We start from the raw sequence: 22,696 nt of genomic DNA, 5'->3' as shown, positions 1-22,696 counted from the left end.
TAGGAGTGTTTTCCGTGGATAAAAGAAAAAAGGCTGCGGCTCTAAGGTATGAAGACGGATATGAGGCACCAATGGTTACAGCTGCCGGCATGGGGTGTATTGCAGATAAAATAATAGAAAATGCGAAAAATAGTAATGTACCTATAGTATACAATAAGGAGCTAACAGATCTTTTGACAAATGTCGATGTTGGAAATGCTATTCCTATGGATTTATATGATGCGGTTGCAAAGGTAATAGCGTATGTTATGAGTATGGATAAAAAGGCGAGTAAATAGAGGGTGATTTAGTGGCGTTATTTGCTATATCAGATTTGCATCTGGATTTAAAAGGTAACAAACCAATGGATGTGTTCGGAAGTAACTGGTATAAACATGATGAAAAATTAAAAAGTAATTGGGAAGATAGGGTTAAGTGTGAAGATACTGTGTTAATTGCTGGAGATATATCGTGGTCTATAAATATGGAGGATGGAATGCAGGATCTAGAATGGATTCATAATCTTCCAGGTAAAAAAATTATGATTAGAGGAAATCATGATTATTGGTGGAGCAGTATTACAAAATTAAATGGTTTGTACGATGATATGAAATTTATACAGAATAATTTTTTTTTATATGATGATTATGCTATCTGTGGAACAAGGGGTTGGGTACTTCCCGGAACAGATAATTTTTCAGAACATGACCAAAAGATATATAATAGAGAGATAATAAGGCTGAAGCTTTCGCTTGAATCTGCTAAAAAGCAGGGGATTAATAAATTTATCTGTATGATTCATTATCCGCCTGTAAATGAAAAACTTATAGAATCCGGCTTTACACAGATATTTAAGGAGTACGAAGTAGAAAAAGTAATATATGGGCATCTGCATGGAAGCCTGTCGACTTCAAAGGCATTTAATGGTGAATTAAATAATATAGAGTACATATTAACCTCAAGTGACTTTTTAGAATTTGATCCTATAAAAATTTTATAAAACTAGGTTGTGAGAGTTAACATTTTTTCACAACCTAGTTTTGTTTAATAGTTTTAAATAAGTGTAAATATCGTAACAGATAGAAACCTATTATTTAAAAAGATTTGAAAGAAAGCCTTTATTATTTGAGTTGTGATTTTTTTGTGTATCAGTAGAGATGTTATCTTTCTTAGGATTAAGCATTTTATTTATAATATCTTTTTGACTGATAGCCATATCCTTAATTTTATAAGGTGTTCCTATACCTGTAATGACATTTCCAAACCATTTTAGGGCTTCATCAGTATTCTTAAGTTTCATATTGAGTTCACCTAGTAAATACTCAAATGTGTATTGATCCATGCCGCATATTGGAAAATTCTCATTGGAATAAGAATAATTAAAATTTTCAAGAGTCTGTTTTAAGAAATTCGACTCGTTTTTCTTATCGTCTAAAATTCTATACATCCATGCTAGTTTCAAGGTGTTCATAGCCTTTTGACTAGCTTTTGCATCCATTGCATGATAATTTATTAAAGAAAGCTTATACCTTTCAATTGCAGTATCTACATTGTATACATCTGGATATGTTCTGCTGTGCCACTTAGGTGTGATTTTTTCTTTTATTGCATCTATTTGATATTTTCTTATTTTTGGAAAGTCGCTTTTTATTAGCGAGTATCCACAATCATTACATACCCATACGTCATAGAAATAAGGGTTAATACGTAAATATCTTATGAAAAAATCAGGATCCTTTTTTTGCACTCTATAGGCTGAAGTTTTTACTGCCTTTGCCTTAAAGGTATTTTGACAGATAGGGCATGTAACTGTTTTATCATATATTAACTTTTTTTGAGCTTCAATTTTTGATTGTTGGGTTTCTTTTTCTTCATTATCATATTCTTTAGTGTTTTGTATATTAATTTCACTCATATCGTTAAATTCTAAATCTCCTCCATTTTAAATTCAATTTTAAACAGTCTAAAAAACATATTTAACTATATTATACCAAAAAAATCATTAAAGGCATAATCTTCTATAGATCTAAATTTATATTTTTAATTGTTATATAATAATTATACTAATTAAAAAGTAGTAGTATAATTATATATAAGTGGATTCAATATTATTAATGTTAGGTGTCGGGAGGGCATAATGGCTATAAACGAATGGAATGATTTTTTGATACCATATGAACAGGCTGTGGATGAGCTGAAGGTTAAATTTAAGAGCATAAGGAGAGAGTATAGAAAAAGAAATGAATATTCACCGATAGAATTTGTTACAGGAAGAGTTAAAGAAATATCCAGTATAATAGATAAGGCTAATAAATTGGATATACCACTTGATAGAGTTGGTTATGAAATGGAAGATGTAGCTGGGGTTAGGGTTATGTGTCAGTTTGTTGATGATATCGAAACAGTTGTTGAAATAATGAGAAAAAGAAAAGATATGCAGATTATGTATGAAAAAAATTATATAACAAATGTTAAAGCAAGTGGATATAGAAGCCATCATGTAATTATAAAATATCCAGTTAATATGTCATTTGGAGAGAAAGATATCTTAGCAGAGTTCCAGATAAGAACACTTGCAATGAATTTTTGGGCAACTATAGAACACTCCTTAAATTATAAATATAAACATGAAATACCTAATAATATAAAGTTAAAGCTTAAGATGGCAGCTGATGCTGCATTTCAATTAGATGAACAGATGCTTGAGATAAAAGATGAGATAAAAGACGCCCAGAGGTTGTTTGAAGTGAAATCTAGCCTTGTCTCACACATAATAAATAATATTTTAACTCTCTCATCTATGGGTAAATTTGCAGAAGCTACAAGATATCAGACTCAAATAAATAAATTGATAGAAGAAGGAGAGGTATTTGAATTATCAAGTCTTTTGAGAGATACAGAAAGGACACTACAAATGTATAAATAAAAGGGAGCCAAAAGCTCCCGTTTATTTAGCTACTATGTTTACAAGTCGTCCCTTGACAACAATAATTTTTTTAATCTCTTTATTTTCAAGATCTTTATTTATGATCTCATTTTTTATAGAAATTTTCCTTATATCATCTTCAGATAAATCAGTTGGTATATTCATTTTTGCTCTTATTTTACCATTGATTTGAATAGCAATTTCAACTTCATCCTTTATTAATGCATTAGCATCGAATTCTGGCCATTTTTGATTAAAAATTGAATATGGCATATCTTGAATTTCCCATTGTTCCTCGGCAAAATGAGGCGCAAATGGAGCTAAAAGTTTTAAGAAATCTATAATACAATCCTTTAAAAATTTAGCATTTTTAATATCTTCCGATAGATATTTTGAAATTGCATTTGTATATTCCATAAGTCTGGCTATAGAAGTATTAAACTGGAATTTTGCCGCATCATGTGAAATAGAATGAATTGAGAAATTTCTTACATAATTCAAGTCCTTTTCTGCACTGCCAAAGCTTGTAGTATTGTTTTTAGGATTTTTTATCTCATCTTTGCAGGAACTTAACAATCTCCCTATTTTATCTATATATCTTGACATAGAGTTTATGCCATCATCACTCCAGGCACCGCCTTCACTATAATCAAAACCGAACATTAAATACATTCTGAATACATCTGCACCAAATTTTTGTATATAATCGTCCGGTGAAATTGTATTTCCCTTAGATTTACTCATTTTTTGTCCATCGGGACCTAATATTAATCCCTGATGTCTTAGTGATGAAAATGGTTCATCAAAATTGATATAGCCCATATCTCTTAAAGCCTTAGTTATGAATCTGGCATATAAGAGATGCATACAAGCATGCTCAGGGCCGCCAACATACATGTCTACTGGAAGCATTCTATTTACTTTTTCGGTATCAAAAGGTTTTTCACTGTTTTTGTTGTCAACATATCTTAAGTAATACCATGAGGAACATACAAAAGTATCTAGTGTATCCGCTTCTCTTCTAGCAGGTTTTCCACATATAGGACAAGTAGTATTCATAAACTTTTCTGACTTTGAAAGTGGAGATTTACCATCAGGAGAAAATTCTACATCATATGGTAATTCAACAGGAAGCTCATCTTCCGGTACAGGGACAATTCCGCAGTCATCACAATAAATTATAGGAATAGGAGTTCCCCAATATCTCTGCCTTGAGATTAACCAATCTCTCAACCTGTAATTTATTTTCCATCCTCCTAAATCATCTTTTGAAAGTTTTGTAACGATAGCTTCTTTGCCTTCATCTGTAAACAATCCGGTAAATTCACCGCTGTTTATCATTTTACCGTGTTTTACATATGGAAGATCTCCTCCCTCAATTACTCTTTCTATAGGAAGTTTGTATTTTGTAGCAAAATCAAAATCTCTTTCATCATGAGCGGGAACTGCCATTACAGCACCTGTTCCATATGTACTTAATACATAGTCTGCAACCCAGATAGGAACTTTTCTATTATTTATAGGATTTATAGCATATGAACCTGTAAATACACCAGTTTTTTCTCTTGATAAGGATTGTCTTTCAATTTCAGATTGAGCTTTTGCTTGTTTTTTATATTCTTCAACAGCATCTTTATATTCTGGAGTTGTTATTTGATCAACTAACTTGTTTTCAGGAGCTAAAACAGCATATGTAACTCCAAATAGTGTATCAACCCTGGTTGTAAATACTTTGAAATTCAAATTTGAATCGGCAATTTTAAATGTTACTTCTGCACCCTTTGATTTTCCGATCCAATGTCTTTGCATAGCTTTTGTTTTTTGCGGCCAATCAAGATCATCTAATTTTTCAAGTAGTTCATCTGCATAGTTTGTAATTTTTAAGAACCATTGAGTCAAATCTTTTCTAACTACCTCTGTACTGCATCTTTCACATTTGCCGTCAATTACTTGTTCATTAGCAAGAACAGTGTTGCAGCTAGGGCACCAATTTACTGGAGCTTTACTTCTGTATGCCAATCCATGTTTATATAATTGTAGGAATAACCATTGATTCCATTTGTAGTATTCGGGAAGACATGTTATTACTTCATTTTCCCAGTTAAACATGGCACCCATGGATTTTAATTGCTTTTCCATAGTATCTATATTCTTCATTGTTGAATCTTTAGGATGAATTCCTGTTTTTATAGCGTAGTTTTCTGCAGGAAGTCCAAATGCATCAAAACCCATTGGCTGAAATACATTGTATCCCTGCATTTTTTTCATCCTTGCCCATGAATCTACTGGACCATAATTAAACCAGTGTCCTGCATGAAGTTTACTTCCAGAAGGATAGGAGAACATCTCTAAAGTATAAAGTTTCTCTCCAGGATTTTTTTCATCAAATTTATATAATTCAGATTCTTCCCATTTTTTTTGCCATTTTTTATCAATATTAGTACTGTAGTTTCCCATAATACCTCTCCTTTGATTTATCGTTTATATATAACATTTTAACTAAAAAGAATTATCTATATAGGTAATAAAAACATTGTAAAATAAAAAAGCTCATACATCTCATTTAAGAGACGAAAAGCTTTATTCCGCGGTACCACTCTAATTAAATCTTAAAAAGATTTCACTTTAAAATATAACGGTTTTGTCCGTATCTGTTTTTACAGATAAACTCTGAGGTAAGTTCATATTACATCAACGCTGCTTCCCAGCAAGTAACAGCTCTCTTTGGATGATGTACAAATTACTGCTCCTCTTCAAAGCACAATATAGAAATCTATTATAATTATATAATAATGATTTTATATTAATGAAAATCTTTTGTCAAGCAAGAAAACAGAATATTTAACAAGGTTTTTGGATAAAAAAAAAGAACTTCTAAAAAGCTCTTTTATGGCTGCCCATGCTGGATTCGAACCAACAGATGCCTGCTCCAGAGGCAGGTGCCTTACCATTTGGCGAATGGGCAACATATAATGTCTTAACATCTCAACACTAGATATTATACCAAAATCAAATAATATGTCAATACTTTTTTTTATAAAATCTATTGTTTATATAATTTATAAACAAGGTTACAGCATAATCGTAAATTAAAAATGCAAATTGTACAACTATTAAAACAATGTATATAGATAAGTTTAAGTTAATTAAATTTGCTATAAATAATTTAAAAGTAAAATACATAAAAGCCAAACAGATATTAAAAAATATGAGTTTAAGTATTATTTCCACATAAAGTTTGCTTATTTTTTCTATATAGTATTTTATTATTCCATATGATCCGAAAAAGACCACATAGAAAATAGTTGTAGCTCTAATACCGCCTATGAGTAATGATAAAAGCGAAGTTGATAAATAAATTGTGAGAGCATTTTTAAGTCCTAAATCTATTACACACATTGGTATTATACAGGAGGCAATCATGAGTAAAAATAGTCTATTTACCGGGAATATAGTACTTAAATAAACAAGTATAACTCCAACAGCGGTAAATAGACCGCCTTTTGCTATGTATGATGATTTATTTTTAATACTGTTCATAAAAAATATCCTTCCTTTTTTAACAACAACCTATAAAATCTCCACCATTGCATTCACAACATGCATCCATACAATAAAGAGTTGCACACATATCACACATATCAGAATTTCCTCTTCTGTTATTGTAGTAAGGTTCTCTGTAAGATCTATTTGAATTATTCAGTTGATTTAAAGCTTCTCTGTATTTCATATTATAGGGTTCAAGTCTGCAGGCATTATTTAAGTTGTTTAAAGCATCGTTATACCATCCGCGTTTAAGATTGACTAATCCCATAAGATAGTTCCATTCGGCATTCCGTGTGGTTATTTTATTTAATTTCTGTTCGGCAAAAGCAAAATTGCCATTTCTGATATCCATTTCTATTTCAGAATATGTATTTGAGCCATTGTAAGAATTAGAACTATTACCACTGCCTGAATAACTGCTACTTTGTGGTGAATTTTTCATAAGGTAGTCATAAGCTTCATTTATTTCTCTCATTTTTTCCTCAGCAAGATCTTTAAGTGGATTGTTGCCATATTGATCAGGATGAAATTTTTTGGCTAGCTTTCTATAAGCACTCTTTATTTCATCCTTTGATGCATTTTCATTTACTCCAAGTGTTTCATATGGATTTTTCATTGTTGTAAACACTCCTTTTAAATACTTTATCCATTTTTTCCATTAATCCAAGTTGTAGTATATTGTATAGTAAGTCTTCATTTCTTTTTAAAGGTAATTTATTTAAGGTGGCTAAGCACTCAGAGGCACAAGAAACCAATGTAAAGTCAATCTGTCTTTCTATACTTTTAGAAAAGGTTTTATAATCATCGTTGGATTTATTAAAACAAGCATTTATTGCATTAAATTTTTTGCCCTTAATGTCATTTTCTAAATCGTCCCAGGCATCTATTATATAGATCCATTTTCCGAGGTTATAACCGAGCCAATATAAATTGGGTTTATTTTCGTCATTTTTATATGATGATAAAATAAAACCTATAAGTTTGGCAAATGGATGGGAAACCTTATCTATTGATTCACAACTTTTATTTAAGGATTCAATTGTATTTAAGTTATTTAACTCTTCTTTTATATAGTCTAAATGTCCATTTAAGTATGGTGGAACATTTTGTACATATTTTTTTAAGAATATGGAAAAGACTCTACTTTTAAATGATGAATCATCGTTAATATTATCCAGAAGTTTGTAATAACTCAGGATTATATTACAAAATGCCGCATATTTTAAACAGTTATTTTCATTAACTATGATTTTTTTCTTTAAAACATGAATAGAACATGTTATTTTACTATATGATGTTTTTTCACCATAAATAGAATCAAGCAGTATAGCTAAGAATGTCATGTCATAATTAAGTGAAAATCTTGGGATATTGCCAATATTAGTTTTTATTGATTTGCATAGTCCGCAGTAATAAGCTTTAAACTTTTCATAATCTTTAATTTTAAGCTCCATTTTACATGGAGTAACATAGCCAAACATGAATCATTCTCCATTCCTAAATCCAATACCTCTTGATGTATTAAAATAAAAAGTATTTGTTGCAATACAAATTAATATTATTATATCATATATATAAGGGGATTTGTGTGCTGAAAAACTTAACAATTTATTATAAATGAAAGGTTTGAAAAGAGGATAGATAAACTTTAGGCTGTATTACTAATGTTGTAATACAGCCTAAAGTTTAAATAAGAATATTATTGATTACAGTTTGTTACTTGAACCTAAAACATTTTTAATCTTATATTGAACTAATTTTTGTATATTATCTCTTGCAGGACCTAAGTATTTTCTAGGATCAAATTCCTTTGGGTTTTCACCAAACACTTTTCTTACAGAAGCAGTCATTGCAAGTCTTATATCAGTATCCATATTTATTTTACATACTGCCATTGAAGAAGCTTTTCTAAGCATTTCATTTGGAACGCCTTTGGCACCTGCTATATTTCCACCAAATTTATTGCAGGTTTCAACAGACTCTGGATCTACTGAAGATGCACCGTGAAGAACTATTGGGAAACCGGGTAATTTATTTTGTATTTCTTCGAGTATATCAAATCTTAATTTTGCTTCTCCAGTAAATTTGTATGCGCCATGGCTTGTTCCTATGGCTATAGCGAGTGAATCCACACCAGTTTTTTCTACAAAATCCTTTGCCTGATCTGGGTCTGTGTATATATGAACATCGCTCTTAACATCATCCTCTACACCAGCCAGAACTCCAAGTTCAGCTTCAACAACAACACTATGATCATGAGCATATTCTACGATTTCTTTAGTTTTAGCTATGTTTTCTTCATATGGCAGATGAGAACCGTCGAACATTACAGAAGTAAAACCAGTTTCTATAGCAAGTTTTACAGTCTCAAAATCAGGGCCATGGTCCAGGTGAAGTGCGATATCTAATCCGGTATCTGCAATTGCAGCATCAACCATAGCTTTCAAATATTTTGGACCTGCATATTTTAATGCACCAGACGAAACTTGAAGGATTACAGGAGAATTTTCAGCTTTTGCTCCATTAACAACACCCTGTATAATTTCCATGTTGTTTATATTAAAAGCTCCTATTGCATAATTTCCTTCATACGCTTTTTTAAACATATCTCTAGTAGTAACCAATGCCATTTTATATTCCACCTTCCGAATAAAATTTATTGTTTATATAAATTATTCTAATATTAAGCAGATATTTTCCACTTCTTTCTTAATTATAAATCAATTTATTTGTGTTTTAAAATATATTTTGTATATTTATCTTTTCGTTATCTGATATATTTTCTAGAAATACTTTAATTGTATGTGTTGAGGCAAGCGCTTCACTTTTATTTTTGCATTTTATGTACTGAGTTAATTTTGAAACTTCATTATCTATATTATCTATTTCAGCGTGATTTGTAAACATATATAGTATACTAGAATGTTTATTCCAATCATTTAAAAAATGAATGGAGGTTTTGTATGCAGTATCAAATGAATTGTGATCAATTTGATTTTCAATAATTGTATTCAGGTATTCAAAGTTATTGCATATTTTATTAATGTGAATAACTGAAAATACGCTTATTGCTATAATGCATACAAAAATACTAAACGATATAATGACATTTCTCATAATTTAACACCTCATTTCTTTATTTATAATTAGTAGTTAATTTGGCTGGTCGTTTTTAGCCTGACAATAAAATTTACCTTTTGAATCAATGATGGCTATGAATACCTCTTCATAAGATTTTATTTTATGTAATTTTAGTTGAGACTTAAGCCATTTTTTATTCTTATTTGCGATTTTTAGATTGTTTGTATTTAATTTACCATCTAAAATTAAAGTAATAGGTAAGGTTTCCTGTGAGACTTTTATTTTTAAATCTTCCTTTGTTACATTTGAAAGTTCGGTTTTTGGAATAATAGAAAGCTGTCCGCTTGTTTCGAGTATTGCATACTCTATATCATCCAGATTATAGATATCTTTTAATCGAAGTTCTTCCATTAAATCATTTATATTTAGCTGCTGATAGTACAATTCATTTATATCTATTTTGCCATCTTTTATAAGAATACTTGGTTTTCCATTGAACCAAATTCGCATCTTTTCACTTTTTAGTTCAAGTATAGATACTGTGATTTGAAGTATTAATAATGTGATTATAGGTATAATACCGTCCATAAGTGGTACTCGATTATCCTGCATCGGTAAAGCAGCAAGTTCTGAAATCATTATGGCTACAGCAAGTTCAAATGGCTGTAATTGACCTATTTGCTTTTTACCCATAAGGCGCATGGATGAAACTACAACGAGATATAGAATTATTGTTCTAATAAGCATTATAAACAAACAAAACACCTGCCTTTAAAATTTAAGTTACTTTTTATGAATTTATATAATAATAAAGATTTGTTTATTGTTTATATTTTCTGCAAAAAATCACAAATTATATATTAACTTTTAACATTTTGTTAGAAATAACGTATAATGATAATACAGCATAGAATTTAAGGGGATGGATTATGTGGATCACATGGATAAAATTGAGATAAGTATAAGTGATAAAAAATTGCTTGTAGAAAAAGGAACAGACGCTTATAGTATAATAAATAAAAGTGTTAAAAATGGTGATATACCTGTAATTCTTTCAAAAATAAATGGAGAATATAAAGAATTAACGACTTCTGTTTATGAAGATTCTATTGTAGAACCTGTATATATGACGAATAGATTAGCTATAAAGGCATATATAAGAACACTACAATTTATACTTATAAAATCCGTAAGCGATTTGTTTAAAGATGCGAAAGTTATAATAGAACATTCCATTGAAAAAGCATTGTTTGGGAAGGTCTATAAGGCCACTTCACTTGATGCTTCTGATGTGGAAAAGATAAAGAATAGAATGCAGCAGATAATAGACAGTAATATACCTATAAGAAAATTGTCATTTGATAAAAAGGATGCCTTGAAAATTTTTGAAGGTTATAAAATGGACGATAAATTAAGGCTTTTAAAACATGTTTCATCAGACAAACTTAAACTATATGAATTAGATGGAAGATATGATTATTTTTATGGGTCTATGGCGTATTCCACAGGTGCCATAAAAACCTTTGATTTGAAGTACTATAAACCTGGTTTCATATTAAGATATCCTTCGGCAGAAGATCCTTTTAGACTTCCAGGATTTGTTGATCAGAAAAAGCTTAGTAATATATTTTATGAAACTGAACAGTGGGGTAATATATTAGGCGTTGGAGATGTTGGATCTTTAAATGATAAGGTCGCAAATGGGAAAATTGGATATATGATTAGAGTTGCCGAAGCACTTCATGAGAAGAAGATTGCATATATAGCGGATGAAATAACCAAAAAAAAGGATGTAAAAATAGTATTAATAGCGGGACCATCTTCTTCAGGTAAAACAACCTTTGCGAGAAGGCTGGGAATTCAACTCAGAGTTAATGGACTAGCACCAATTCCAATTTCTTTAGATGATTATTTTGTAGACAGGGAGCATACCCCTAAAGATGAAAATGGAGAGTATGATTTTGAATCTATATATGCCCTTGATCTTAAATTATTTAATTCTAATTTAAGTGATATTCTTCACGGAAAAGAAGTGGAATTACCATTTTTTAATTTTAAAACTGGAATGAGAGAATGGGTTGGAAAAAAGATAAAGCTTCCATCAAATGGATTAATAATAATAGAAGGAATTCACGGATTAAATGAGATGCTAACTTCATCTATACCATATAAAAATAAATTCAAAATATATATAAGTGCACTTACTCAACTTAACATAGATAATCATAACAGGATCGCAACTACGGATGTGAGAATTGTAAGGAGAATTGTCAGAGATTCCTTATACAGAGGATACAGTGCGGAGGATACTTTAAAAATGTGGCCTTCCATAAAAAGAGGAGAAGAAAAAAATATATTTATATTTCAGGAAAATGCCGATGTAATGTTTAATTCAACCTTAGTTTATGAATTATGTGTATTGAAGAAGTATGCACTCAAGGAGCTTGAAAAAATAAATTCTACAAGCCCTGTTTATTATGAAATGCTTAGGCTTAAAAGTTTTCTTCACTTCTTTAGAGATGTTGATGTAGATCTTGTGCCAGATAATTCAATACTCAGAGAATTTGTAGGAGGAAGCTGCTTTTACAAATATTAGAAATGCAAGGTTAATGCCTTGCATTTCTAATATTTGTAGACCCTTAGATTTATTTTACTTTGAATTAAATTTTAATATTAGTAGTATATTAGTATTGATATTAAATTTAATAAAGGTGATAATAATGCACAATAAGAAATTTATGGAGGATTATTGTACTGATATATGTAATTTAGTGGATATATTAAATAAGCTAGTGAGTTCGTATAGATTATTAATAGGCGGTGCTGCAGAACTGAATACTGTGGGATTGTCACGTAAAAATGATATAAAGGATGCTATCGATAGGGCGGTTGATCTTGGAAATTTAATAGATGGTTTGATGAGATCTTTAGATAGAACGAGTTGTACTTACTTTAATTATTGTGAATTGAGATCAAAGCTTTTGAGTAATGATGTACTGGAAGCCTATGTTCTTACAGAGATAAATGAAGAACTTCAGCTTAATAATAATATCAAGGATAGAAATGATGATAAAAAATAATGAGTTCCTACAAAAACTATGTAAGAACTCATATTTAAACTTATCAATTAAAATTTCTTAAATCTATGTTTTGAAACCATTAAATAAGATAAAATTAGCATTATTAAAACTGTAATTATACCTATTCCTGATGGTACAGCATAATTCATTGTTGGATAAAATGCTGATATCAAACAATATATAGCCATAAACATACCTGCAAATGTTATTGGAATACCAAAGAATTGACCATCAAACTCTGTAACATTAAATCTTGCAAGTCTGTAAGCACCTGATATAGGTAATAATAATGCTATTAAATATCCAACTAGACCTAAGTTTGAGAAACTAAAAATATTAAATGCAAGTATTGAGGGAGCTACGCCAAAGGAAACTAGATCAGCAAGTGAATCTAATTCTTTTCCAATAGGACTCGCAACTTTCAAAAATCTTGCTACCCTGCCATCATATCTGTCTGCTAAACATGCAAGTATTATAAAAACTGCCGCTAATTTAAAGTTTTCTTGAAAAGTCATCATCAGTGATAAAACACCGCATCCTAAATTAGTAAATGTAAATATATTAGGTACAGCACTCTTTTCCATCTTAACCATTATAATCACTCCTAAAATATTGTAGTAAAAGCCAAATATAAACAACTGATCATGTTATGATTATTATAACTCATTTTATAGAAATATTTAAGGGTGAATTACACGTTTTTTATAGAAAAATTATAAATTTTTTGTTAAAATAATATTTATTTATTTGATAAAAACAGTATACTTATAATAATAAAATAATATATTTAGAGAGTTGAGTGTCATATGAAGAAAAATAAAGGTTTTATAAAACGTACTATAGTAGTTCTTTTTTTAATTCCAATTATATATTTTATTGTAGTACATAGGCATATGCTTGCACATTTAAGTATAAATGGTATGAAAGGATATATTCTAAGTTATGGAGAATTATCCTCACTTATATTTATTGCAGTATACGCATTAAAGCCAGTAGTTTTAATTTTACCATCATCTATTATGTCGATACTTGCAGGAAATATATTCGGACCATATAAGGCACTTTTTCTAAATTTATTAGGCTGCTTTGGAGCTGGAAGTGTTGCGTTTTTTATATCAAGAATTCTCGGCAAATCTTTTGTTGATAAATTATTAAAAGGTAGGGCATTAACTCTGGGTTCTAATATTGAAAAACATGGATTTAAAATTATGCTGATAATGAGACTGTCTTTTATATTTCCATATGATCCATTAAGCTTTGCGGCTGGATTATCCAAAATGAAGTATAGAGATTTTATATTTGGAACTTTAATTGGAATACTTCCTGAAATGATTTCTTATTCATTTATTGGTAAAAATCTTGAGAACTTATTTTCTATAAGTGTATTATTACCTATATTTATGGTTATTGTAATTGCTGTAGTTTCATTTTACATATATAAATCTAGTAATATTAAGGAAAATAATAGTTAGAATGAATCAATATTAAATAGTTGGGAACACTAGATTCAAGTAATGAAGAATAGAGGTGTTGTTTTTATGAAAGTCAATGATATAATGTCTAAAGAAGTTATTAGTCTTAATGCCAATGATACTGTTGAAAAAGCTGCACATATAATGAAAAATAATAATATCGGTTCCGTTCCAGTATGTGATTCTGGAAGAATAGTAGGAGTTATCACAGATAGAGATATAAGTATAAGATCTGTAGCTTATGGAAGAGATATGAGTGAACAAAAAGTTAGGGACATAATGTCTTCAAATCCAGCAGTAGGTACTCCCGAAATGGATGTAAAAGAGGCTGCAAAGATAATGAGTCAAAGACAAATAAGAAGGCTTCCTATAATAGAAAATAGAGACCTTGTCGGGATTGTTTCACTTGGAGATATGGCACTGGATCCGAACCTTCAAAATATTACGGAAGGTACTTTAGGGGATATCTCTGAACCAAGCACTCCAGAGGTATAGGTAGAATTTAATAATTTGTAAATAAATCCGCAAGACTATAAATAAATTCTTGTGGATTTATTATATAAAATGATATAATGGAGTAGCTAAATTTACAATATGGTAAATTTTATAAAAAACAGGGGAGTTTTATATGAAGAAAGTTAAATTTATATATAATCCATATTCTGGCGAAAGCACTATAATTTCTAATATAGATAAAGTTATAAAAATAAACCAAAAGTATGGGTATGAGGTTGTACCTTACAGAATAAGTCATGGATATGGAATGGATAAAGCGTTTGATAATATAGATGATACATATAGCTATGTGTTGGTTGCGGGTGGAGATGGAACTGTAGATAATGCTGTAAATTGTATGAAGAAATTAAATATAAATTTACCTATAGCCATACTTCCTGTTGGAACTGCAAATGATTTTGCAAAATTTATTGGTATGCCAGGAGATATTGAAACTGCTTGTGAGAGGATATTAAACAGTAAGCCTAAAAAATTAGATTTAGGGAAGATAAATGATAAATATTTTATAAATGTAGCGAGTACAGGATTGTTTACGGATGTATCTCAAAAGACCGATATAAATCTTAAGAATACGATAGGAAAACTTGCTTATTATTTAAAAGGGATAGAACAGCTTCCAAATTTAAGAAAACTCAAAATAAAGGTTTCATCTGAAGAACATATATTTGATGATCATATGTATTTAATGTTAGTGTTCAATGGGCAGACCGCTGGGAATTTAAAGTTTGCATATAAAGCTAAAGTAGATGACGGCATGCTTGATGTCCTTATAGTAAAAGCTGGTATGATAAAAGATATGATAAGTTTGTTTATAAAGATGCTAAAGGGTGAGCATCTCGAAGATGCAGCAGGGCTTGTTTATTTTAAGACGAATAGACTTCAAGTTGAATGCCATGAAGATATTGTAACGGATATAGATGGAGAAAAAGGACCGGATTTTCCGCTCGTTATAGAATGTGTCAAAGAAGGATTTGAAGTTCTGGGCTTAAATGTAAAGTAAAAGTAATTTATCTGTTATTTTTCTCATATAAATATGAATATAGTAATATTTGGTGGAGGAAAGTGTGATAGAAATATATATATACGCTGCTTTATTAGTGATTGGGATATTAATATTGTTTAGAATATGTGACTTAAGTTTATACTGTCCTAAGAAAATAAGAACTATGTCTATTATTATCATTATAATTATGTTTTTGAGATATATTAGTATGTCTATAATGTTTTTTTCAAGTAAAATACAGTATTTGTATTTACTGAAGTATACATTTTTTATTGATTTTATTGCAATACCTATTATAGCGATTACTGTTTTATATATTTTTTCAAGGAAAGACAGTGTTAATTTCTCGTATTCTTTTATAGTTACAATTGCTCTTGCAATTGTATATGGATTAATAATGTATAAATGTACATGCTATGTCACTAGTTTAGATTACTGTGGTTATACTATAACCTTTACAGATGATTTAATATATTGGATATACATATTAATAAATACATTTATAATGTTTCTGGCAATATGTTTATTAAACAGGAGTAGTATAGATAAAGTGGGTATTTATATTGTAATATTTTCATCATTACTATCTGTAATTGAAATGCTAACTTATGTTATAGGATTTAGTTTTATGCCCGATAATATAGTTGGTGATAGTATGTGGATTATATGTTTAATGTATGGATTGAAAAAGATATCTAAAGTAAATATAAAATAAGGAAAGATGACTTTCTTAAGGCTGTTGATAAATATATTTTGTCAGCAGCCTTTCAATTTTTTTCAGGTAGGATCTTTTAAAATTTTATACGTAAAAATTTCGGTGAGACTATAATATAAAGTTTTTTTTTAGAATTACACAAAAAAGTTCAAAATAATGTATAATAAAAATGTAGTATCTGAAATTATTGCACATCTTTTAACAAAGATGTTGGCACATGTTTTCTATAACTTTAAATGAGCAAATCTGACAATAAATTATGGCTTAAAAATAACTTGCACAACTTAAGCAAGAATTAATTACTTTGTTTTATATGGCTAAAAAGGGATTAATTTGTATGCAATTTTAAAATTTCTTAAATTTTTAAAAAGTAAGTATATATAGTCAGCGTAAACGTTTCACTCATTTAAAGTCAACTACACATAATATTTAATTTTTATAGGAGGGATAAAAAATGGAAAATTCACAGAAAAAACCATTTGGCTTTTATGTATGCTCATTTGCTTTCACATTAGAAAGATTTGCATTCTACTCAGCAAAATGGTTACTCACAGTATTCGTGGCTACTGCCATAGTAAGTGGAGGGCTTGGTCTTACCGCTGCCGATGCAGCAAAAATGTCTGCAAATTTAGTTGCATTTACTTATCTTGCACCATTAATTGGCGGATACATATCTGACCGTATTGTAGGAGCCAGATATCTTGTCCCTATTGGAATGATTTTAATGGGGGTAGGTTACCTGATAGGATGGCAGGCTTCAAGTGCTGCTATGCTTAATTTGATGATTGCTTTGGTTTCAATTGGAACAGGTTTATTCAAATGCCAGACAAATGCTATTACAGGCAGACTATTTGATGACCCAAAACAATTGGACGATGCATTCTCTATTCAATACTCTTTTGTCAACGTAGGTTCTTTCATAGGTACAACAATTATCGGTGTACTTGCAGGAACTAAGGGATACACTTTCTGTTTTTTAATTTGCGCCATAATGATGTTCATTGATGCTGTTTGGTTCATCTTTGGATGGAGATTTTTAGGAGAAACAGGTAAGAAACCATTTAAAATTAATGAACATAAGGAAATAAAAAAAGAAAAAGAAGAAAAGAAGCCTCTTACAACAATAGAAAAGAAAAGAATTGCTGCTATAATTCTAGTATCTTTCTTTTCCGTAGTATTCTGGGAATTCTGGTATTTGGCATATATGCCTGTATACTTATACTGGGGTGGAGACCATGCGGCTGCCAACTGGATGATAGGTAGTTTTAAAGTTCCAACAGTATGGTTTGATTCATTAAATGCATTAATGTGTATTGCATTAGGACCAATACTTGGAAGACTGTGGACAAGATTATCTAAAAGGCCTCAAGGTGATTTGAGTATGTTCAAGAAAACTGCCTTAGGCATGTTATTATTAGGTTTATCATATGTGATTTTTGCATTAGCAGATGTTACAAGAGGCGGGCATCTTGCATCACTTGGCTGGATTATTGCATTCGGCATAGTGTTATCTTTGGGTGAAATGGTATTCTCACCTCTTGGAAATTCATTTATTAGTAAATTTGCTCCACCTAGATTATTAACAACAATGATGAGTATTTGGACACTTGCTGTTTTCCTTGCAGGAAAATCATATGGATGGGTATATGAATTTACACTAAAATTCAAATTTGCACCTACGTACTTTGTAATTGCAGCTATTACTATTGCAGCAGGTATTATTCTTTGGATATTAGATAAAAAATTAAATAGTTTAGTTATACCGGATAAAGAATTGCAGAATAGTTAAAACTTATAAGTGTAATTATTAGGGAAGTCATTGTCTATAATGACTAAAAATATATAACATTGACTAGTAATTTAAATTAGAGGAGGAATAACTTATGGATACAAAAAAATTAAACAGAATATTAAAATCAATGGAAGAGCATGAAATTCCGCAAATGATTATTTCGGATCCAACATCTATCTTCTATTTGACAGGAAAATGGATTATTCCAGGGGAGAGATTATTGGCATTATACTTGAATGTTAATGGTAATCATAAAATGGTTATTAATGAATTGTTTCCACAAGAAAAAGATCTTGGTGTAGAAATTGTATGGTATAACGACATTCAAGATGGAGTTGAAATTTTATCTAAATTTGTAGAAAAGGATAAAGTTATAGGTATCGATAAGACTTGGCCATCAAAATTCTTATTAAGATTACAAGAACTTGGAGGAGGAAGCAAATTTGTAAATGGTTCTTTAATTGTTGACTATGTAAGAATGGTTAAAGATGAGGAGGAAATTGCTATTCTAAAAGAATCTTCAAGGTTGAATGATCTTGTAGTGGGTGAATTAATTCCATGGGTAGGAAAAGGTTTATCTGAAAAAGAATTAAATGCTAAGACTCGTGAAATTTACAAAAAACATGGTATTAATGAGGTATCCTTTGATCCAATTACAGCATATGCTAAGGGAGCAGCAGATCCGCACCATATGACAGATGATTCAAAAGGAAAATATGGAGATTGTGTTGTTCTTGATATAGGAGGAATGTACAAGAATTACGCATCTGATTTAACAAGAACTGTATTTATAGGTGAAGTTTCCAAAAGGCAGAAAGAAATCTATGACATTGTTCTAGAGGCAAACTTAAGAGGTATTGCGGCTGCAAAACCTGGAAACAGAATGTGTGATGTAGATTTAGCTGCAAGAAACTACATTGAAGAAAAGGGATATGGAAAGTATTTTACACACAGAACTGGACATTCCTGCGGTCTAGAAGACCATGAATTTGGTGATGTTTCTTCAGTAAATGAGGATATTATCAAACCAGGACAATGTTTCTCTGTTGAACCAGGAATTTATCTTCCAGAAGAAGGAATAGGTATTCGTATTGAAGACTTAGTTATTACAACTGAAGATGGCTGCGAGGTGCTGAACAAGTATCCAAAGGATATAATTGTTGTTCCTGAATCTAAATAGAGAAGGGGAGATTATCCATGAAGATTACTGAAGGCTATATGCCATATTTAGAATATAAAACTTATTATCGTATAGTGGGTGAATGTACAGGAAATAAAAAACCATTGGTTTTATTACATGGAGGACCAGGCTCCACACATAATTACTTTGAAGTGCTTGACAAAGTTGCAGAAGATGGCCGTGCAGTTATTATGTATGATCAGTTAGGATGTGGACTGTCTATGACACCTTCCCGTCCTGATTTATGGTGTGCGAAGACATGGATTGAAGAACTAATTAAACTTCGCAAACACTTAGGTTTAGATGAGATCCACTTATTAGGGCAGTCCTGGGGAGGAATGCAGGCAATTGAGTATGCTTGTGAATATAAGCCTGAAGGAATAAAAAGCTATATTTTGTCCAGTACCTTACCATCTTCTAAACTATGGGAAAAGGAACAGCGTCGAAGGGTTGCATATCTTCCACAAGAAATGCAGGATGCTATTAAGAAAGCAGAAGAGACTAATGACTATTCTTCAAAAGAATATAAAGAAGCAGAAGCAGAATTTATGCGTCGTTACTGTGCAGATGAAGTAGGACCAGATTCACCAGAATGTTTGAGACGTCCAAAGGTTTCTGGGGCAGAAGCCTATATAACTGCATGGGGCCAAAATGAGTTTACCCCAACTGGTACCTTAAAAAATTTTAATTTTATAAAAGAAATTGAAGATATTAAGGAGCCTTGCCTAATTATCAGCAGTTTGCGTGATTTGTGCTCGCCGCTTATTGCAAAGACAATGTATGACAAAATTCCAAATTCAGAATGGGAACTATTTGAATACAGTCGTCATATGCCATTTGTAGAAGAAAATGAGAAATATATAAAAGTGCTTAATAAATGGTTAAATAAAAACGACTAAGCTTTATTACAATAAAATAGCTGTCATTGTGATAAAACTTCTTAACAGCAAAAACTTTTTTAGTTTTTGCTGTTAATGTTAAGTAATCTAAAGTGGATTAATCCACTTAAGCAATAAATTATGAAAGAGAGGAATTAACATGAGTAAAAGAGCAAAAGAAACAGTTTCAAAACTAAGAGAGCTTATGGATAAAAACGGATTAGATGCCTATATTATTCCTTCTTCAGATAATCATCAAAGTGAGTATGTGGGAGAATTCTTTAAGGCGAGAGCTTATGTATCTGGATTTACAGGTGATGCAGGAACAGTTGTAATTACGAAGGATGAAGCAGGACTCTGGACTGATGGAAGATTTTTTTTGCAGGCTAATTTGCAGCTTAAAGACAGCGGCATCAAGCTTTTTAAAATGGGTAATCCAGGTGTACCAACTATATTAGAATACTTGGAAGATGAAATTCCGGGTAATGGCAAACTTGGATTTGATGGACGCCTTATTGCTATGCAGGAAGGAGAAGAGTTTGTTCAGGGACTTGCAAGTAAGAATGTGAAAGTTGAGTATGATTGTGATCTTGTTGATAAAGTATGGGAAAATCGACCTAAGCTTGCAAATGAACCTGTTTTTCTTCTTGAAGAAAAATATTCTGGTGAAAGTACAGCATCAAAATTATGCAGGGTAAGAAATGTAATGCAAGAAGAAGGTGCAAATTATCATGTTATGGCAACCCTGGATGATATTGCATGGCTTTTAAATATCCGTGGAAATGACGTTATGTACTCACCACTAATTCTTTGCTATGCAGTTGTTTCAATGGAAAAAGTATATTTGTTTATTGAAGAAAGCAGGCTTGATACTAAAGTAAAGGAAACTTTATCAAAGGATGGGGTAGTCTTAAGACCTTATAATGACATTTATGAATATGTTAAGAGCTTTAAAACTGAAGACACCGTACTTATGGATCCGGATCGTATCAATTATGCATTATACAAGGACATCCCGATTAATACAAAAAAAATAAAAAAAGAAAATCCTACTGTATTATTCAAAGCTATTAAAAATCATGTAGAGCTGGCTAATATTGAAAAGGCTCATGTTAAAGACGGAGTTGCTTTCACAAAGTTTATGCATTGGTTAAAAACAAATGTGGGAAAAATAAAGATTACAGAAATGAGTGCCTGTGAAAAACTAGAAGAGTTCAGAAAAATGCAGGATAATTACTTATGGCAAAGTTTTGACCCAATTTGTGCTTTTAAAGAACATGCAGCTATGATGCACTATACTTCTACACCAGAAACAGACGTTGAACTCAAAGAAGGGAGCTTCTTATTAACAGATACTGGTGGAAATTATTTTGAAGGCTCAACGGATATTACGAGAACAACGGCTCTTGGAGAAGTTAGTGAAGAACTTAAACATCATTTCACAACTGTAGCCAGATCCATGATGAATTTAGCACGTGCCAAATTCTTGTATGGATGCAAAGGTTATAATCTGGATATATTAGCAAGGGAGCCTATGTGGAATATTGAAACAGACTTTAAATGTGGAACTGGTCATGGCGTTGGCTATTTGCTAAATATTCATGAAGCACCTACTGGTTTTAGATGGTATATTGTGCCATCCAAACATGAAACACATCAGTTTGAAGAAGGAATGGTCATAACGGATGAACCTGGAATTTATATAGACGGGTCTCATGGTATTCGTACAGAAAATGAGCTTATTGTTAGAAAAGGTGTGGAAAATGAATTCGGACAATTCATGTACTTTGATACTGTAACATATGCTCCAATTGACCTGGATGCTATAGATCCAGAAGATCTTAATCGTGATGAAAAGCTGTATTTAAACAATTATCATAAACTTGTATATAAGAAAATATCTCCTTATTTAACTGATGAAGAACGTGATTGGTTAAAGATATATACAAGAGAAGTTTAAATGATGTTTCAATAGCTTTATCAGGTGGCAGTAACATATCTATAGGCGGGACCATAGACTATTTATTGGAGATACTAAAGTTTATATGATATCCAATAACTAAGACTTCCCGCTACACGGATTCTTCATATGCATTTTATTTGAGATATATAGTGAGACAATTCTAGGAAATAAAAATAATTAACTGATATAGATAGTAAAACCTCTAAAACTTTCAATAAAATAGATAGACAAGTGAATTTAGATAGATTTAAAGTTTATAGTTGCAATTTCAGAGATTTGTACTATAATTAGTAATGTAAAATAAATATGTTTAATGTTAGGTGAGGCTCCTATATAGATATACGCTACTGCCCGGAAACATCGAGAGATGCCAATGGGTCAACAGGTATTACCGAATCAAGGTTTTACTTAATGTAGCTTGACTTTTACGTCTAAAGCTATATAGTGCTAAAACTCGTACAATTGAGTTCTAGTTTTTAAAGAGTCTTTTAAAAGACTCTTTTTTATTTTTAAGTACCAATATTAAATTAATATTTAACTAATAGGTGGTGTTATAAATGGACGT

Annotated in this window: 22 protein-coding genes, 1 tRNA gene, 1 riboswitch and 1 other annotated feature; of the genes, 13 read left to right on the top strand and 10 right to left on the bottom strand. The window is 30.8% G+C overall.

Annotation, left to right across the window (positions count from 1 at the left end; genetic code table 11):
* Nucleotides 1-14 precede the first annotated feature (14 nt).
* Both D4Z93_RS12350 and D4Z93_RS12345 read left to right on the top strand, forming a co-directional pair.
* Nucleotides 15-278 (top strand): EscU/YscU/HrcU family type III secretion system export apparatus switch protein, encoded by a 264-nt coding sequence (locus D4Z93_RS12350; protein ID WP_119973940.1) that lies wholly within the window; start codon nt 15-17, stop codon nt 276-278.
* Between the two features lie 11 nt (nt 279-289).
* A complete protein-coding gene (locus D4Z93_RS12345) occupies nt 290-979 on the top strand; it encodes a metallophosphoesterase (RefSeq protein WP_119973938.1) in 690 nt (229 codons plus the stop codon).
* 90 nt (nt 980-1,069) lie between these two features.
* On the opposite strand, the gene D4Z93_RS12340 is transcribed toward D4Z93_RS12345, so the two are convergent.
* Nucleotides 1,070-1,879, bottom strand: coding sequence for a DUF2225 domain-containing protein (locus tag D4Z93_RS12340; RefSeq protein ID WP_423243049.1), 810 nt, complete (start codon nt 1,877-1,879; stop codon nt 1,070-1,072).
* Nucleotides 1,880-2,116: 237 nt separating this feature from the next.
* Here D4Z93_RS12340 and D4Z93_RS12335 point away from each other — a divergent pair, with 237 nt between their 5' ends.
* Nucleotides 2,117-2,905, top strand: coding sequence for a GTP pyrophosphokinase (locus D4Z93_RS12335; protein WP_119973935.1), 789 nt, complete (start codon nt 2,117-2,119; stop codon nt 2,903-2,905).
* Between the two features lie 21 nt (nt 2,906-2,926).
* Here the strand turns inward: D4Z93_RS12335 and leuS are convergent, their stop codons facing one another.
* The 8 genes from leuS to D4Z93_RS12295 all read right to left on the bottom strand — a co-directional run bounded on the left by leuS (nt 2,927) and on the right by D4Z93_RS12295 (nt 10,288).
* Nucleotides 2,927-5,362, bottom strand: a complete 2,436-nt coding sequence (gene leuS / locus D4Z93_RS12330; protein WP_119973934.1) for a leucine--tRNA ligase — start codon at nt 5,360-5,362, stop codon at nt 2,927-2,929.
* A gap of 106 nt (nt 5,363-5,468) precedes the next feature.
* Nucleotides 5,469-5,671, bottom strand: a binding site (T-box leader).
* A gap of 124 nt (nt 5,672-5,795) precedes the next feature.
* Nucleotides 5,796-5,870, bottom strand: a tRNA-Gln gene (locus D4Z93_RS12325).
* Between the two features lie 56 nt (nt 5,871-5,926).
* The gene (locus D4Z93_RS12320; protein WP_119973932.1) at nt 5,927-6,445 is read right to left on the bottom strand and encodes a hypothetical protein; all 519 of its coding nucleotides are present in this window, start codon (nt 6,443-6,445) and stop codon (nt 5,927-5,929) included.
* A 19-nt stretch (nt 6,446-6,464) separates the two neighbouring features.
* Nucleotides 6,465-7,067 carry a J domain-containing protein gene (locus tag D4Z93_RS12315; protein WP_119973930.1) on the bottom strand — a complete coding sequence of 201 codons (603 nt, stop codon included), beginning with the start codon at nt 7,065-7,067 and terminating at the stop codon, nt 6,465-6,467.
* On the bottom strand, nt 7,051-7,932 hold the full coding sequence (locus D4Z93_RS12310; protein WP_119973928.1) for a DUF5685 family protein: 882 nt from the start codon (nt 7,930-7,932) through the stop codon (nt 7,051-7,053). Before D4Z93_RS12310 ends, D4Z93_RS12315 begins: the two co-directional genes overlap by 17 nt.
* Before the next feature lie 225 nt (nt 7,933-8,157).
* Nucleotides 8,158-9,081, bottom strand: coding sequence for a class II fructose-1,6-bisphosphate aldolase (fba, locus tag D4Z93_RS12305; protein WP_119973926.1), 924 nt, complete (start codon nt 9,079-9,081; stop codon nt 8,158-8,160).
* A gap of 106 nt (nt 9,082-9,187) precedes the next feature.
* A complete protein-coding gene (locus D4Z93_RS12300) occupies nt 9,188-9,568 on the bottom strand; it encodes a DUF4363 family protein (protein ID WP_119973924.1) in 381 nt (126 codons plus the stop codon).
* A 36-nt stretch (nt 9,569-9,604) separates the two neighbouring features.
* The gene (locus tag D4Z93_RS12295; RefSeq protein ID WP_119973922.1) at nt 9,605-10,288 is read right to left on the bottom strand and encodes a DUF421 domain-containing protein; all 684 of its coding nucleotides are present in this window, start codon (nt 10,286-10,288) and stop codon (nt 9,605-9,607) included.
* Between the two features lie 184 nt (nt 10,289-10,472).
* Here D4Z93_RS12295 and D4Z93_RS12290 point away from each other — a divergent pair, with 184 nt between their 5' ends.
* The gene (locus D4Z93_RS12290) at nt 10,473-12,128 is read left to right on the top strand and encodes a nucleoside kinase (RefSeq protein ID WP_119974352.1); all 1,656 of its coding nucleotides are present in this window, start codon (nt 10,473-10,475) and stop codon (nt 12,126-12,128) included.
* A gap of 124 nt (nt 12,129-12,252) precedes the next feature.
* The gene (locus D4Z93_RS12285; protein ID WP_119973920.1) at nt 12,253-12,612 is read left to right on the top strand and encodes a hypothetical protein; all 360 of its coding nucleotides are present in this window, start codon (nt 12,253-12,255) and stop codon (nt 12,610-12,612) included.
* A 47-nt stretch (nt 12,613-12,659) separates the two neighbouring features.
* Here the strand turns inward: D4Z93_RS12285 and pssA are convergent, their stop codons facing one another.
* The gene (pssA, locus tag D4Z93_RS12280) at nt 12,660-13,205 is read right to left on the bottom strand and encodes a CDP-diacylglycerol--serine O-phosphatidyltransferase (protein WP_119973919.1); all 546 of its coding nucleotides are present in this window, start codon (nt 13,203-13,205) and stop codon (nt 12,660-12,662) included.
* Between the two features lie 213 nt (nt 13,206-13,418).
* On the opposite strand from pssA, the gene D4Z93_RS12275 reads away from it, so the two are divergent.
* The 8 genes from D4Z93_RS12275 (at nt 13,419) to D4Z93_RS12240 (ending at nt 22,128) form a co-directional block, all read left to right on the top strand.
* On the top strand, nt 13,419-14,084 hold the full coding sequence (locus D4Z93_RS12275; protein ID WP_119973917.1) for a TVP38/TMEM64 family protein: 666 nt from the start codon (nt 13,419-13,421) through the stop codon (nt 14,082-14,084).
* Between the two features lie 66 nt (nt 14,085-14,150).
* On the top strand, nt 14,151-14,579 hold the full coding sequence (locus D4Z93_RS12270) for a CBS domain-containing protein (protein WP_119973915.1): 429 nt from the start codon (nt 14,151-14,153) through the stop codon (nt 14,577-14,579).
* A gap of 133 nt (nt 14,580-14,712) precedes the next feature.
* Nucleotides 14,713-15,600, top strand: a complete 888-nt coding sequence (locus tag D4Z93_RS12265; RefSeq protein WP_119973913.1) for a YegS/Rv2252/BmrU family lipid kinase — start codon at nt 14,713-14,715, stop codon at nt 15,598-15,600.
* 64 nt (nt 15,601-15,664) lie between these two features.
* A complete protein-coding gene (locus D4Z93_RS12260; RefSeq protein ID WP_119973911.1) occupies nt 15,665-16,318 on the top strand; it encodes a hypothetical protein in 654 nt (217 codons plus the stop codon).
* Nucleotides 16,319-16,772: 454 nt separating this feature from the next.
* Nucleotides 16,773-18,107 (top strand): peptide MFS transporter, encoded by a 1,335-nt coding sequence (locus tag D4Z93_RS12255; protein WP_119973909.1) that lies wholly within the window; start codon nt 16,773-16,775, stop codon nt 18,105-18,107.
* A gap of 94 nt (nt 18,108-18,201) precedes the next feature.
* Nucleotides 18,202-19,290: a M24 family metallopeptidase gene (locus tag D4Z93_RS12250; RefSeq protein WP_119973907.1), complete on the top strand. Its 1,089-nt coding sequence runs from the start codon at nt 18,202-18,204 to the stop codon at nt 19,288-19,290.
* A 17-nt stretch (nt 19,291-19,307) separates the two neighbouring features.
* Nucleotides 19,308-20,189, top strand: a complete 882-nt coding sequence (pepI, locus tag D4Z93_RS12245; RefSeq protein WP_119973905.1) for a proline iminopeptidase — start codon at nt 19,308-19,310, stop codon at nt 20,187-20,189.
* A gap of 139 nt (nt 20,190-20,328) precedes the next feature.
* Nucleotides 20,329-22,128: an aminopeptidase P family protein gene (locus tag D4Z93_RS12240; protein WP_119973903.1), complete on the top strand. Its 1,800-nt coding sequence runs from the start codon at nt 20,329-20,331 to the stop codon at nt 22,126-22,128.
* 308 nt (nt 22,129-22,436) lie between these two features.
* Nucleotides 22,437-22,602, top strand: a riboswitch (M-box (ykoK) riboswitch).
* Nucleotides 22,603-22,696 lie beyond the last annotated feature (94 nt).

The sequence above is a fragment of the Clostridium fermenticellae genome (genome assembly GCF_003600355.1).
In the GTDB taxonomy this organism is placed as follows: Bacteria; Bacillota; Clostridia; order Clostridiales; family Clostridiaceae; genus Clostridium_AV; species Clostridium_AV fermenticellae.
The sequence above is the reverse complement of the archived record's forward strand: the minus strand, read 5'-3'. Positions and strand labels throughout refer to the sequence as shown.